This window comes from Microcoleus sp. N3A4, from assembly GCF_036701805.1.
Taxonomy (GTDB): domain Bacteria; phylum Cyanobacteriota; class Cyanobacteriia; order Cyanobacteriales; family Microcoleaceae; genus Microcoleus.
Window position 1 is genome coordinate 24,686 of sequence record NZ_JAUBRJ010000079.1, and the last position, 12,803, is coordinate 37,488.

Here is a 12,803-nt window from a genome sequence, read left to right on the forward strand (position 1 = left end):
CCTACCACTGTAGCGTTATCAGTTACTGGTAGCGCCACGCCGTCAAATCATCCTTAACAGCGTAGCGCTCGGTTAGGTTGTCGATGTTCAGCGATCGATGTGAGCGTGCGGCCATCCGATCGTCGGTTAATTGTTGAATCTGCTGCGGTGGCTGCCAGCGCCGCCCCCAGTTCTGGCGAAGTCGGCAAAGTTCGATCGGACTGGGAAAGAGTTCGGCGGCACCTACCCAAACACCAACACCCGATTCCTGGTTGGCATAGTAAGCATCAAACTGTTGGCGCGATACCCTTGCCAGTTGCCCTTGATCCGATGTCTGCCACAGTCGATCGATCGACAATAATTCACGCTTCAGAACCCGAACAATTCCGATTCTGTTCAGCAACTGGCATCGTGGCGTAAATTGCAATATTATCACCAGGTTTTAGGGATGCTCCTTTCGTTGCCTTTCCTGAGTTCGATTGTTTTCGGTCGCGGTCAAGGAAAAAGGCAGAAGCCCAAGTCGGACGGACAGAGATTAGGAAGGTGCTGGTGGGTTTACTCATCTTCATCTTTATCCCTTCTCAGAGCCTCCCTTAACGCTTCTAAATTCTGCACAGCTACATCAATGGAAACGCTGGCCGTGTCTATCAATTTCTGTTCGGGTTCCTCCAGCCACGACGTATCGGTAAATGGGTTGCAGATGTGCGCTTCGGCTCTGAGTTTTGCAGCTTGCAAGAAGGCGATGCAGGTAGCTAATTCATCAGGAATTGGTGGATTGCCGGAATGCTCGTACTGCTTGATAGTTGGCATTGTTTCGTTCTCCTTCAGTTGTAGTCATGGTTGTTTAAGTCATCAGAGAAGATAATATTTCCACGTCTTACAAACTCTGCCAAAATTGCGTCGTAGATGGGGTTGAGAATAAAGTCGGGAATAACGCGGATTAACTTACTGAGCATCGGTGCTACTCCTGAGAAATTCTTGAATCTTTGGCAACTGTGCAATCTCGCCATTATCGTAGTTCTCAATTAACCACTTTAAGAGGCTTTTTCCGTGCCTTGTATAGCTGCGTGTTGGATGGTCGTATTTCTCACCACACTTTAAAACTGACTTAATAATGTGGCGTATATTTGCACCTGACAGAGCAGCGTCCGATACCGAGGAAAATAAACGCTCAGGAGCCACATTAGGGAACATCTGACTGACGGCTCGGACTGTCCACACAAAGCCGGACAGCTTGTCTGGCAACGGTTCTGGCTCATCGGACTCAATCTCGTTATCGGACTCACTATCCGATGATGTGCCATCTTCCGTCGGACTATCGGACTGCTTTTTATCCCCCAAATTGAACTCCAAATTGTAAATACGCTCCCAGTATTCAGCGTCAGAAAGCTGTTTTTTTTGGACGCTGTTACCCGTCTCCGATGAACTATCAAAGATGTTATCTGGAGCCTCGGAACCGCCATCAATCCATGAGGTGTTCACTTCAATTTGTGGCATTAAACCTAATACGGGATTCCCAATCGTGGAGAGAACAATCGGCGTTTGCTCAGCCATAGAAGCCGGGATTAATAGGCTCAATTCCGCTGTTAGTCTATCCCGTGTTTCCTTACTGGCAATGACGTTTGAGTTGTTTAACATTTGCTCGATTACGCCATAAGACCCTTGTTCCTCACCGTTGCTCGTAGTGCGTACTAAACCTTGAGCTAGCAAGGCTAAATTAAGGCGAATATTGCTGTCCGCAACCCCACTAGATGCGATGTTGAAAGTCTGCGTACAGATGAAGTAGCCGACATTATACTGACCCCCTACGGTCGCTATACTTCCCAGTTTGGAAGCCTTCTCTTCCCACAGTTGCGCGTTTCGTTTCTGCACTAAGCACTGGTAAGTGGCGAACCAATCTTCAAGGATTATTTTAATTGGTCGGTTGCGGTAGGTTTCCTCGGTTGCTGGCTTAGATTTCCGACGCTGCAACTTCTCGTAAACCTCATCCAGAAACTTCATCGACTCGTCTGGAAGTAGCGGGTCAAATATCATGATTCGATTTCTCGGAACGCCGGGAAAATCTTCGTATTTCTGGGCGATGACGTAAATCTCTGCCTCTGGGAATCGGGTTGTTAAATCCTTTAGCCACTTACGCAGAGTGCGAGTTTTCCCGCAGCGAGTAGGGGCTGCTAGGAAAATCGAACTGTTTATTGCCACCAAAGAATTTAAGGTTTTGGCTGCTATTTGATGAGCTATCTCAATGTTGGAGTTTGACTGGATGGCTGGCGCTGAATCAGATTCAACTTTGTCACCAGGGTTATTGATGCCGTCGAATGTTTGCGTCCCAGTCAGCCGAAGTTGAAAGGGATTTTTTTGATTCCGCAAAAAGTCGATATATTCTTGCTTTTTATCCTCTGGTAAACCCGCAGTTTCTGCCTCAAAAACTGCTTCCTCAGCTTCCATTTGAGCAATGCGGATATCGGCTTCACCCAAAACTTCACACTGCCTGAGAACCACGGCACAGTCGTTCGCGACAGCTTCCACATCGCCCTCGGCCTGCACTTCCTTAATCCTCATTGCCCGGTAATCTTCCAGCAGCTCAGTACGAGCATTCAGTTGCCCTTTTGCTAGGTCGCGTTTCTCTGCAAGAATCTCATAGTTTGCAAGCTGACGCTCGGAGTTTTGCAAGCTTCTGAATCCAGCACCCGCAGCCCAAAAACTGCATCCACAAAGCGCCATCCACAGCGCTTTATGTGGATTTGTAGCGGGTATTTTTTTGTGGAAAACCACGTTGGGATTAGCCTTCCACTTCTCTGCGTGGTACTCGGTCATGATGTAGGGTTTGCCTCCCTTGTCGGCGCATTGCAAGGCTTGTTTATTGCGGATGCAGAGTTGTATCCGATTGCTGGCTGTTCCTGTTAACGCCGTTATTCCGCTACCCACCCCAATCACAAGCGCCAAGGCAACTGCTGACAGTTTGCCAGCAATCGGGAGTCTTTCAAAGGTCAGAAGCAGTGCGCGGTTTGACTTAAGTAATTGAGCGTGTTTTTCGGTTAATGGTGTCATTACTTGCTCCCTCCTTTGGCTTTGAACATTAGGCAGAAAACGATAATGACAAGCCCAATTGAAGGCAAGTAATCAAAGTTACTTGAAACAGGTTTTTTAACCGTCTGAATTTCTTTGATGCCTATCTCCAAGCGTGGTTCTGCGTCCCCTACTTGCTGCCCTTCAGATAACGGTTCGGCAAGGCTGGCAATCATGCCAAGCGTCACGCCACCGCCAACAATTGCAGTAGCCAAGCGGTGCTTAGATTGCCCGGTAATCTTGGCTAATAGATAAACCTGATAAACCCCTATTGGCACTATCGAACCGCCTGCGACTTGCATCAGATGGAATGCAAAAACCACTGCTGAACCGATAGCTACGGGTGCGACGACTTCACACAGATTGGCAGCGTCCCGATACTGGCGCTCGGCGTTAGTTTCCTCCGGCTGCGGTTGGTCAATTGTTGGTGCTGCTGTAACTTGATATTGCTGTTGTTGTTGGTGCTGGTGCTGTCCCCCTCCCGAAAAGGAAAGGGGACTGGCCCCGATAAATTCGTGCATAAGTCCCCTCTTGCTTAACGGTTGTTGAAATTCATTACGTTCGCAAACCAGCCCCCAAATCCTCTAGGCGAACCAGTTGCCGACACGCTGGCGCTGTTGTTGCTGGCAGATCCAATAGTCACTGGCACTTTCTCCTGAATCCCTTTATCCGAGCCGACTGTTGCGCGACTGAGCAGCTTCTGTCGGCGTTCTCGGAGCGATTCTTGGATGGTTTGACGTTTCTCTGCGACCTCACCCCGATTTGCGATGGCTTCCATCTTGTTTTCATGTCGCCAAAGCTCGGCCTGTAAATCCCCTGTGAGCTCGGAAGCAATCTCGGCTAGTCCGTGCTGACGCTTGGTTTCAATCTTCAGCATCGCTGCACGGTCTTTAGCGTCTAGTTGCTCCATCTCCGAGCCGAATTCTGCATTGAGTTTGCGGATTTTCGCAATTGCATTCCCAACTTTAGAGCCGAATTTCTTCCTAATTTCTGTCCAAGTAACTTGTCCGTCGGCAATTTTCCCCAACGCCTCCAGATAGGTTTCAGCGTTATCAAGGAAGGGTTCTAAAACTAAGGCAAGCTGTTCGGCGTTGGCTGCTTTATCTGCCATCGCCTCCAACTTCGTGACATCGCTCAAGTATGAAAGAATGTCAGCCTCTGTGTCTGCCCAGTCTCCCGCTTTTTCATCAATGTACGGGCTGTGTCCGGCTGCTGGGTTCCTTATTGCTACGCTGCTGTTGTCGCGTCCAAAATCCATAGTAAAATCTCCTTAGATGAGTCCCCCCCTTTTTGTTAAGGGAGGGAGGATTGTGTGGCCGGCCGATTACTTCTCTAGGGCGATCGGCTGGCTTTGATTTGTCATTTGGTTGAGCTTGTCAGATACTCGATCGCCCGCCGGATGACCAATAACGGGCAACAACTCCCCGCGTCGCCAGGTTTCCGAAAGTTCGTGAGCCGTTGCCAAATCCAGTCCAACAGCCGTAAATTGGCACTCCGGGAATCCGAGGTTATCGCAGTTGATGCACGGACGCTCTGGCTCATCGGTAACAGGCGGCTGCAACTGAGCCCAGATTTCTGGATTGGATTCAGGCGTAATTTCAAAAACTTTGGTCATTGATCAATCCCTCCTATTTAGAAACGCTTCCAGCATCATCTGAATTCAGATTAATGCTGTTGTTAATCGTGACGTTTCCGTGAATAATTGTCGGTTCCGGGACTCGTTTTGCGCCAGATTGATAGCCTGTGTCAAAGCCAACTGCAAAGACAAGAGCATTGGTCAATAACGCACCGCCAATCATCAGCCGTGTCACGTTTTTATCGAAGTCTTTGTCATCATCGTTAAGCATTACTAAGCCTCCTGTTCGCTTACATGAATTTCTGTGTTTGGTGGCCACTTCAAGCCGTCATTTGTTTTGCCGTCTACTTCAATCAGAACAAATTCTGCTTGTGTCTTACGGTCATTAATTTCTGCCACCCTTGAAACTGTTTGGTTTGGCGCAAAACCTGGCCAGAAATTAACCACATCGCCTTCCTTAATTTCGCTAGCTTTTTTTGTTTTCACTGGTTAAACTTCCTCAGCCTTAACGTCAATTGCCTCGCCATCCTTAGACAAATCCTTGCGTTCCGGCGTTGGTGAAGACTTATGGTTGATGACCGTGCCAGCAATGAAATCACCCTTAATTGTTTCGACGTAATTACCGCCATTGGTATTGATAACCCGTTTTCCAGGTTTGCCGTCTTCAAAAACTACACCGTTAATAATTCGTACCATTTTTAATCCCTCAAACTGTTGATTTGACCGAGTATTTCAATGCCTTTCGCGTCTGTAATGCCTTCTTCTCTCAGGCTCTGAGCTGCCACTACAACAGCGTCCTGAGATTTGTTGGCAACTACATTGAACACTCGCGGTGCGTTGTACTCGCGCTTGACTTGAACTTTGTAGAAGCTCATGATTCCGCCCCCAGTTTCATCGCCCGTAGCTGGGCTAAGACTTCTGCTTGGGCTTTCTGTTCGGCTTGAAAAACGGCCAGAGCACGCGTGGCCCCACGGTTTTGAGCCGCGTTGATTTCGGCTGTGTCCAAGTCAGCATCGCGCTGTTGGACCGCTTGGTTTTCGGTTGCGATTTGTGCCAGAAGTTGCATCACGTTTTGGTTCAGAGATGCCGAAGTAGAAGTCGCATTTTGGTTCAATTCGGCAATTCGCCGATCGAGCGCTGGCGTGTATTCCGAGATTGTCAGGGTTCCGGGATGCGAGGCTCCGGGCGCGGTCGGTGCGGCCTCTACCAGTTTCCGCAGTTCGCTGAGTTTTCCAGCATTCAGTAGTTTGCAAGCTTTCAGGGCAAGCTCAGAGTATTGGGTTGCCCGCGCAGCGCCACGGCGAAGGGTTGCAATATCCAGCCCGTAGATGCTCTGAAGCTTGGAAATCGATTGCTGCAATCCGGCTTTGCTCAGTTTCAGCAGCCCTTGAATTTGCACCGCAGAGTACCAGGTTTCCTCATCCTCTGGCTCAGGGCTATCGATTGACTCAGACTCTACATCAATCACAGCAAGGTTTTCGGGTTCCATATTTCAGTCTGTTTTAAAATTGGCATTTATCGATAAAAACGATTTCTATCGATATGTGTGTTAGTATATCAGTGCATCAGTGCATTAGTCAACTAATGCTTTTTGTCTCTTGTTACTCCAATAAATTGATGGCTTTATGCCTTAATGCCTTGTTGCTCAAATAAACTGGTGGATATGTCCATCAGCAAAAGGGGTAATGTGGCTAAAGGAGAGATGTCAATTCGGGTCTATCTGTTGCCCGAATTAAAAGACAAATTCAAAACAGCTTGCTTTCTTAATGGGCTGAATATGTCGGATGTTACCGCCGCACTTATTGAAGAATGGCTGACGAAAAATGCTGTAGACCTACCAGCACCCCAAAGAATCTCTAAGGCGCTAACCGAAACTGGTTCCGCCGACCCGCAGCCAGCCACAGAACCGGAGCCCACAGAACCGGAGCCAACCGCAGCAAAGCCAGCAACAGCAGCAACAGCTAAGCGGGGTAAGGCCAGTAAAGGTGCTAGTTAATGTCTAACAAATGTCTAACAAATATCTAGCAAATGTCTAACAAATATCTAGCAAATGTCTAACAAATATCTAGCAAATGTCTAGCAAATATCTAACAAATATCTAGCAAATGTCTAGCAAAGGAAACAGACAACCATGATCCAAACCCAAACCAAAACAGTCACATTTGATGAGTTTGTTGCCTGGTATCCAGAGAACTCTGTCCGCCACTACGAACTACACAACGGAGTTATTGTCGAAATGCCTAATCCTACAGGAGATCATTCAGACGTTACAAGCTTTATCACCATCAAAGTAGCAGGTGAAATTGAACGTCGCGAATTACCTTACTCCATCCCTGGTCATTGCCTACTTAAACCCGTCCGCGATCGGGCAGGTTATCAGCCAGACGTAATAGTCCTAGACCGAACTGCGGTCATCAACGAGCCACACTGGAAAAAGGAATCTGTTATCACGATGGGCTCTTCGGTACGACTGGCTGTAGAGGTCGTCAGCACGAATTGGCGGGATGATTATTTTCTCAAAGCTTCCGAGTATGAAGAGATGGGCATTCCCGAATACTGGATTGTGGACTATCTCGGTTTGGGCGGTCGCAAGTTCATCGGTCATCCCAAACAACCCACACTTTCGGTTTGCCAGTTGGTAGATGGGGAGTACCAGGTCAAACAGTTGAGGGGGGACGATCGGGTTGAGTCGCTGGCTTTCCCAGAGTTGAGGTTGACTGCCGAGGTGATTTTTCGGGCCGGGATGCCTGCAAACGGGTTGAGCTAGAACGATGGGGCATTCCGGCGGCGGGCGATGAGTCTGGTTGAGTTGCTCTCAAGGTTCTCCCAGCCCGAACCAAAACCCGCACTCGCAACAAAAACCCGCACTCGCAAGAAAGTCTAGGGGTGCGGCAAAGAAAATCAAACGCCGATTCTAAGAAACCTTAGAAAACTCTAGGAAAACTTGAAAAATAGTTCGCGAGTACGCGACTCGTAAATTAGTTTTCTTAACAAATCGGTCATAAGCGGTCACGGGGTGTTAAGGGGTATCAGTACTTGTCAGGAGCAAGCAAATTACTGCAACTTTTACAGTAATTCTGTAATGTTGTAAGAAGTTTGCTCGATCGAATGCACTGCCACTAAACATTTACCAGACAGCCTCTAAACGCTGAGTCTGTCAACCGAAAAACTTTTCAGCGTTTGGGATGTAGAGCTTTTATTAATTTTGGCACTAGACACCTACTCCCCTAGTTAGAGCTAATATCTCAAAATGTTTTGGAAATTAGTTTGAGATGTGCGATCGCAATAGGGTTTTATATTGTAAGATTTGAAGAGATAACGCTCTTTTCTTAAGCTCGTATGTCAAACGAAAACCAAAAAATCTATCCCAGAATGACGTGCAGCCTCAGCGCCGAAATGCTGACCGAAATAGACACGATTTGCTACGAAAACCGGGTAAATAGATCAGAATTTATCAGAGAAGCTCTGACAACCTATCTCAAACACTTTCGCACACAAGCTCATAAAATTGCACCATCCAACGAAGAATCGCTGGCAGCCTGAGCTTTCCAGCGATCTTTGTATTTCTATAAACTTAACTTTTGTAGCAAGTCCGGGAAGATTTCGCCTACAAAAGTTAGCTCCTTTTACTAATCGGCATCTTCTTAAGATTGCCTACCCTCATGATGACACAAATAGAAGAAAGAATAAAGCCTTATTTTTGGGCTGTTTTTGAGGTTCGCAACGGCATCCCCGCTGTCTGTAGCAGCGTCCCCGCCATCTGTAGCGGTACGATCGAGCAAATTCTGAGTTTTAGCGCTACCTATAGAGTCAAAAAGCCTGCGAAGCTTTGTTACATCTCAATTCTGCCACAAACTCCGGTAAATACGCAATATAACCGGGGATTGTTTGGGGCAACCTTTGAAGCGATCGGAGGTGCGGCGTAATGTACACCACACAATCTGCACAAGAAAGCCAGGAACTTGATACCGCGCAACCTACACCGGAACATCAAGCCCACATCGAAGCCGACATCGATCGGGGTGCTGTAGTGGTGGCACAACCCACGCCGGATTTAGAAGGATTAGGGACGCTGTGCAGCATCAGCGAAAAATACCTAACCCCCGAACACGAAGCCCACATTGCAGGCAGAGGCTTACTCAACCCCTGGGCCCGCGACTGCTGTGTCAGTGTCAGCATCGCCCAAGCTTCACATTACTTGGGATACCCAGTAAAATCGGCGGGCATCCTATTTATAGGACAAAATGGGCAAGTGCAATTCCGACCAGACATTGCGGAAACAAGACCGGGGAAAAAGAAACCGCTAAAATACCTTTCCCCCGTCGGAGAATTTGACGCTCTCCTACCCCCATCCCCTGACAATCCGCTCTACTGGGAGATTGAAGCCCTAAAGCGAGAAGCTTTTTATATAAATGATGTACCCTACATCTTGCTTACCGAGGGAGTATTTAAGGCCATTGCCGGGTGTTCAAATGGCCTGCCTACAATTTCCTTGCTGGGAGTAGAGCAAGGCCTCACAGGTAAAGCCCGCGATCGCGAAAGTCTGCGGCATTTGGTGCCGGCGCTGAGGAAACTTGCAGAGGCTGGCTTTGGCTTTATCATTGCCTTTGATGCTGATGCCGCTACCAATTCCGATATCTGCGCGGCTGAGCGGAAACTGGCTAAGCAATTGGCTAAATTCGATGTGCCGGTTCGATCGATAACTGGGTGCTGGGATGCTGCCTCAGCGATCGAGGGAGGCGAGGTGAAAAATACAAAAGGTATGGATGATTTTATTCAGCATAAAGGTATTGAGGAATTCCGAGCAATCCTTACCAAAGCCAAGCTATTTGATGAAAAAGAGAGTGACGCCAAGGGGGAGAAAAAAAGCAAAATCCCTAGCTCGGATGCAATGGCGCGGCAGATTACAGAAGATTATCGGGATAAGCTTGCTTTCAATAATGAAGTGCTTTGCTGGTATCGATACGAAGCCGATGCACCGGGTATCTGGAGCCCGGAGACTGATGAATTTATCGAGTCGATCGTCTATCAAATCATTGAATCTAAAGGGATTATTAATATCCCCCCTAGCTATATTGGGGCCACGGTGCGATTCTTGCGCTGCAAGCTGATAGAGCGAAAATGGCAGCCCAAAACTGGATTACTCCCCTTTCAGAATGGAGCTCTAGAAATAGCTACGAGTAAACTACACCCACACTCACCGGGGTACAAATTCACCTGGGCACTGCCACGACCGCACTCGATCGTCGCGACTGACTGGGGGAATATTTCTCAATGGCTTGATACTGCTACGGGAGGCAATCTGCATATCAAGAATCTCCTGCTAGCCTACGCCGCTGCTACTCTTAAGGGTCGTGCTGATATCCAAAAATTTCTTCATCTTATCGGCATTGGTGGCAGTGGGAAAGGTACATTTTGTCGCCTGCTAATATCGTTAATCGGCATCGAAAATACCCACAGCTCCACACTGGATGATTGGTGTAGTAATCGCTTTGAAGCGGCCCAAGCTTACGGTAAGCGGTTGCTAATATTCCCAGACGAAGACAAGGGAACTCGATCGTTGGGCAAGTTCAAACAGTTGACCGGCGGCGACTGGCTACGGGCCGAAGAGAAAGGCAAAAAGCCCTTTAAGTTCAAGTTTGAGGGCATGGTAGTTGTTGCCTCAAATTTCCCGATCTTTGGAGCTGATAATTCTAGCGGTATGTCACGCCGCACAATCGCTGTACCCTTTAATGCGGCGGTAGGTCGCAATGCCCGCCGCAATCTTGATAATGATTTTGAGCCAGAACTGCCGGCCTTCACAAATTACCTGCTTTCTCTAGATGATGCTTGGGTAGCCAATACCTTGCGCGGCGTGATGGACATTCCTGAGATTGGGGCCCAATTCTGGGAGAGCAAGATTCGGGAAGATTCGATCGCGGGATTCCTAAATGACAAACTAATTTTCGATCCACTTGGGCAAGTATCAGTCGGCGACTCCCCCAGCGCCGAGGGCACACTGTACCAGGTTTATCACCAATATTGCTCTGATCAGGGCCACAAACCGCAGGCAGTAAAGAACTTCAGCCCCAATCTAATTGAATGCGCCAGCACAATCCTCGGATGGCAGATAGAAAAAGCGCATACCAAGATAGGCAAAATCATCAAAGGGCTGCGACTTCGCACTAAAGCAGACGAACATCTCCCGACCTACGATTACGAATTGCAATTGCGCTGCAAAGCTGGTGACGGATTCGGTGACGGGTCGGTGACGGATTCGGTGACGGGTCGGAACACATACCCAGAGCCGATTACAGCGATGGTGACGGATTCCTCCTATACTCAGGTGGAAAAAAATATTGATAATACAACAACAGAAATCAAGGAAGCTCCAAAAGGGATTAGTGAAGATGAAATCACTAATGCAGGAGATGATATAGGGCTTAATCCGTCACCATCGCCGGAACCCTTACCAGTAGTCAATCCTGACCCGTCACCGCATCCGTCACCGCATCCGTCACCGATCGTGCCACCGGAACCACAACCGGAACCAACGCTGATCGCACCGCCAGAGTCAATCATCAAACACCACAAAGAGTTCACAGAGGGCGACCGCGTGGTTATAACCGAAGTCGGCAACCTACACCACGGGCAGAGGGGAGAAGTAGTTTACGTTGGCTACGGCAGCAGAGAGACGGATTATAAAATCAAGCTCGACAAAATATCGCACAACCTGCAAGTGATTACAGTTGCGGTTCCGAAAATCTCACACGCGCCCGTCCTGATGCAATTGAAGGCAGAGGGAGAGGCACCATGTTAGAAACTACGCAACAATCTCGATCGCCCTCCCCGTCCTCGATCACCCAAGATGCCCACGCCGAATGTGTCGAGTTCATCCGATCGGCAATAGCCGAAGCCGATCGCACCACGGCCCGCCATATCGCAGCAGTTGTTACGGAAGTTTGCGAAAACGGACACGCAGATCGCGCCGCCATCTGGCAAGCCCTAACGCCATCGCCTGCAAACCGAATATCGCGAACTACTCGCACCGCCGCCAATTGTCCAGAGTTTTGCCCGACGGATTCTAGAGGCTACTGGCTGGCAGTCTCCGGGAGTAGCGGCGGCCATTGATTGCGACTTGCAGAGCGCGATCGACGCTGGGGAATTTAAGGAGGCGGAATTAGTGGGGATTGTGGGTGATCGGCACTTCCTAGATTTTCGGGAGTTGGTCACACGTTGCCCAAAATACTTTGCCAAACTCCCCGCACCGCAGATCGAAGCCGCCACCAAAAAAAATAGCTAATTTTGGTGTGCCCAAAAGTCAGGCAAGTGCAGTATAAGTTCAGTCGGAAAGCTGTACAAAATCAGTGACATATAGGTATTTGCAGGGGCCGCACTCAACCTGTATTTACACGAAAATATCCCGCAAATGCCTGCAATTTCCTGCCAAATTACTGCTTTTTTGTGCAGGGATTGCCTTTGCTTGTTGAGGCTGGTTAAGGCTGTTTAGTTTTGGTAGCAAGCAATGTTTTTGTGATCACAAACCATGACTAATGCGTGCAGACATAAAAATAATGCACCCTCATCAATATTGAGCATAGTGCTTACCCGACTTTCAAACTCGCTCGGACAACAACTGTTTAGCCGATTGCAAAGCGCGAGTCCGACAACAGCAATTTATGCAACTGCCAAGGCTGACATAACGGCTGCTGCACTGCCGATTTTCTGGCACTTCGCAAATTTGATTTTTAATTCAACTTACCATACCGAAACTTGACTATTAAATCAATTCACTTGTTGTTAAAAACGCTAAAAAATTAGCTAATTGTTGCGTCAGCTAAAGTCAGGCAAGTGCAGTATAAAGTCAGGCAAGTGCAGTATAAAGTCAGGCGGAAAGCAGGTATTTGCAGGGGGTGCACTTTACCTGCATTTACCTAAAAATATCCTGCAAATGCCTGACTTTTTCGGTCAAATTACTGCTTTTTTGTGCTGTTCGTGTCTTGACCTGTTGAGGCTGGTTATGGCTGTTCTCAATCGGTAGCAAGCAATGTTTTTGTCCGTACAAACCTGACTTTTACGTGCAGAAACAAAAACGATGCACCCTTATGAATGGGGAATCTTAAGTGCAAGGCGATCGCGCTCTTGCTGGCTATCGGACGAACGATTCCCTCGCCATCATCGACATCAGCCGGCTGCTTCGCTT

Annotated in this window: 18 protein-coding genes; 6 read left to right on the forward strand and 12 right to left on the reverse strand. The window is 48.2% G+C overall.

Annotated elements, in window-relative coordinates; translation table 11 throughout:
- Nucleotides 1–22 precede the first annotated feature (22 nt).
- The 12 genes from QUA56_RS30720 to QUA56_RS30775 form a co-directional block, all read right to left on the reverse strand.
- Nucleotides 23–382 (reverse strand): hypothetical protein, encoded by a 360-nt coding sequence (locus QUA56_RS30720; protein WP_333365962.1) that lies wholly within the window; start codon nucleotides 380–382, stop codon nucleotides 23–25.
- Nucleotides 383–534: 152 nt separating this feature from the next.
- The gene (locus tag QUA56_RS30725) at nucleotides 535–789 is read right to left on the reverse strand and encodes a hypothetical protein (RefSeq protein WP_270883807.1); all 255 of its coding nucleotides are present in this window, start codon (nucleotides 787–789) and stop codon (nucleotides 535–537) included.
- A 14-nt stretch (nucleotides 790–803) separates the two neighbouring features.
- Complete coding sequence (locus QUA56_RS30730) at nucleotides 804–935, reverse strand: hypothetical protein (RefSeq protein ID WP_333365965.1); 132 nt, start codon at nucleotides 933–935, stop codon at nucleotides 804–806.
- The gene (locus QUA56_RS30735) at nucleotides 925–3,027 is read right to left on the reverse strand and encodes a hypothetical protein (RefSeq protein ID WP_333365968.1); all 2,103 of its coding nucleotides are present in this window, start codon (nucleotides 3,025–3,027) and stop codon (nucleotides 925–927) included. Before QUA56_RS30735 ends, QUA56_RS30730 begins: the two co-directional genes overlap by 11 nt.
- The gene (locus QUA56_RS30740; RefSeq protein ID WP_333310852.1) at nucleotides 3,027–3,566 is read right to left on the reverse strand and encodes a hypothetical protein; all 540 of its coding nucleotides are present in this window, start codon (nucleotides 3,564–3,566) and stop codon (nucleotides 3,027–3,029) included. Before QUA56_RS30740 ends, QUA56_RS30735 begins: the two co-directional genes overlap by 1 nt.
- Nucleotides 3,567–3,580: 14 nt before the next feature.
- Complete coding sequence (locus QUA56_RS30745) at nucleotides 3,581–4,303, reverse strand: hypothetical protein (RefSeq protein WP_333365971.1); 723 nt, start codon at nucleotides 4,301–4,303, stop codon at nucleotides 3,581–3,583.
- 66 nt (nucleotides 4,304–4,369) lie between these two features.
- Complete coding sequence (locus QUA56_RS30750) at nucleotides 4,370–4,660, reverse strand: hypothetical protein (protein ID WP_333365974.1); 291 nt, start codon at nucleotides 4,658–4,660, stop codon at nucleotides 4,370–4,372.
- A gap of 13 nt (nucleotides 4,661–4,673) precedes the next feature.
- Nucleotides 4,674–4,892: a hypothetical protein gene (locus tag QUA56_RS30755; protein WP_333365977.1), complete on the reverse strand. Its 219-nt coding sequence runs from the start codon at nucleotides 4,890–4,892 to the stop codon at nucleotides 4,674–4,676.
- Between the two features lie 2 nt (nucleotides 4,893–4,894).
- Nucleotides 4,895–5,107 (reverse strand): hypothetical protein, encoded by a 213-nt coding sequence (locus QUA56_RS30760; protein ID WP_333365980.1) that lies wholly within the window; start codon nucleotides 5,105–5,107, stop codon nucleotides 4,895–4,897.
- A gap of 3 nt (nucleotides 5,108–5,110) precedes the next feature.
- On the reverse strand, nucleotides 5,111–5,317 hold the full coding sequence (locus tag QUA56_RS30765) for a hypothetical protein (protein ID WP_190739234.1): 207 nt from the start codon (nucleotides 5,315–5,317) through the stop codon (nucleotides 5,111–5,113).
- 2 nt (nucleotides 5,318–5,319) lie between these two features.
- Complete coding sequence (locus QUA56_RS30770) at nucleotides 5,320–5,496, reverse strand: hypothetical protein (protein WP_333241782.1); 177 nt, start codon at nucleotides 5,494–5,496, stop codon at nucleotides 5,320–5,322.
- Nucleotides 5,493–6,110, reverse strand: a complete 618-nt coding sequence (locus QUA56_RS30775) for a hypothetical protein (RefSeq protein WP_333365984.1) — start codon at nucleotides 6,108–6,110, stop codon at nucleotides 5,493–5,495. Before QUA56_RS30775 ends, QUA56_RS30770 begins: the two co-directional genes overlap by 4 nt.
- A 174-nt stretch (nucleotides 6,111–6,284) precedes the next feature.
- Between QUA56_RS30775 and QUA56_RS30780 the strand changes: the two genes are divergently transcribed.
- From QUA56_RS30780 to QUA56_RS30805, 6 genes are all read left to right on the forward strand, one after another.
- A complete protein-coding gene (locus QUA56_RS30780; RefSeq protein WP_333309825.1) occupies nucleotides 6,285–6,617 on the forward strand; it encodes a hypothetical protein in 333 nt (110 codons plus the stop codon).
- Between the two features lie 135 nt (nucleotides 6,618–6,752).
- Entirely contained in the window at nucleotides 6,753–7,388 is a 636-nt protein-coding gene (locus tag QUA56_RS30785) for a Uma2 family endonuclease (protein ID WP_333309823.1), read from the forward strand.
- Nucleotides 7,389–7,993: 605 nt separating this feature from the next.
- Nucleotides 7,994–8,164: a ribbon-helix-helix domain-containing protein gene (locus QUA56_RS30790; RefSeq protein WP_333365988.1), complete on the forward strand. Its 171-nt coding sequence runs from the start codon at nucleotides 7,994–7,996 to the stop codon at nucleotides 8,162–8,164.
- Nucleotides 8,165–8,283: 119 nt separating this feature from the next.
- Entirely contained in the window at nucleotides 8,284–8,547 is a 264-nt protein-coding gene (locus QUA56_RS30795; RefSeq protein ID WP_333365991.1) for a hypothetical protein, read from the forward strand.
- Complete coding sequence (locus QUA56_RS30800; protein WP_333365994.1) at nucleotides 8,547–11,420, forward strand: phage/plasmid primase, P4 family; 2,874 nt, start codon at nucleotides 8,547–8,549, stop codon at nucleotides 11,418–11,420. The genes QUA56_RS30795 and QUA56_RS30800 overlap by 1 nt, the downstream gene beginning before the upstream one ends.
- Complete coding sequence (locus QUA56_RS30805) at nucleotides 11,414–11,731, forward strand: hypothetical protein (RefSeq protein WP_333365997.1); 318 nt, start codon at nucleotides 11,414–11,416, stop codon at nucleotides 11,729–11,731. The genes QUA56_RS30800 and QUA56_RS30805 overlap by 7 nt, the downstream gene beginning before the upstream one ends.
- Nucleotides 11,732–12,803: the final 1,072 nt, after the last annotated feature.

Bases quoted from the DNA above. Each gene is read 5' to 3' on its own strand.
- QUA56_RS30725 (WP_270883807.1), bottom strand. From the start codon at position 789: ATGCCAACTATCAAGCAGTACGAGCATTCCGGCAATCCACCAATTCCT.
- QUA56_RS30730 (WP_333365965.1), bottom strand. From the start codon at position 935: ATGCTCAGTAAGTTAATCCGCGTTATTCCCGACTTTATTCTCAACCCC.
- QUA56_RS30735 (WP_333365968.1), bottom strand. From the start codon at position 3,027: ATGACACCATTAACCGAAAAACACGCTCAATTACTTAAGTCAAACCGC.
- QUA56_RS30740 (WP_333310852.1), bottom strand. From the start codon at position 3,566: ATGCACGAATTTATCGGGGCCAGTCCCCTTTCCTTTTCGGGAGGGGGA.
- QUA56_RS30745 (WP_333365971.1), bottom strand. From the start codon at position 4,303: ATGGATTTTGGACGCGACAACAGCAGCGTAGCAATAAGGAACCCAGCA.
- QUA56_RS30750 (WP_333365974.1), bottom strand. From the start codon at position 4,660: ATGACCAAAGTTTTTGAAATTACGCCTGAATCCAATCCAGAAATCTGG.
- QUA56_RS30755 (WP_333365977.1), bottom strand. From the start codon at position 4,892: ATGCTTAACGATGATGACAAAGACTTCGATAAAAACGTGACACGGCTG.
- QUA56_RS30765 (WP_190739234.1), bottom strand. From the start codon at position 5,317: ATGGTACGAATTATTAACGGTGTAGTTTTTGAAGACGGCAAACCTGGA.
- QUA56_RS30770 (WP_333241782.1), bottom strand. From the start codon at position 5,496: ATGAGCTTCTACAAAGTTCAAGTCAAGCGCGAGTACAACGCACCGCGA.
- QUA56_RS30775 (WP_333365984.1), bottom strand. From the start codon at position 6,110: ATGGAACCCGAAAACCTTGCTGTGATTGATGTAGAGTCTGAGTCAATC.
- QUA56_RS30780 (WP_333309825.1), top strand. From the start codon at position 6,285: ATGTCCATCAGCAAAAGGGGTAATGTGGCTAAAGGAGAGATGTCAATT.
- QUA56_RS30785 (WP_333309823.1), top strand. From the start codon at position 6,753: ATGATCCAAACCCAAACCAAAACAGTCACATTTGATGAGTTTGTTGCC.
- QUA56_RS30790 (WP_333365988.1), top strand. From the start codon at position 7,994: ATGACGTGCAGCCTCAGCGCCGAAATGCTGACCGAAATAGACACGATT.
- QUA56_RS30795 (WP_333365991.1), top strand. From the start codon at position 8,284: ATGATGACACAAATAGAAGAAAGAATAAAGCCTTATTTTTGGGCTGTT.
- QUA56_RS30800 (WP_333365994.1), top strand. From the start codon at position 8,547: ATGTACACCACACAATCTGCACAAGAAAGCCAGGAACTTGATACCGCG.
- QUA56_RS30805 (WP_333365997.1), top strand. From the start codon at position 11,414: ATGTTAGAAACTACGCAACAATCTCGATCGCCCTCCCCGTCCTCGATC.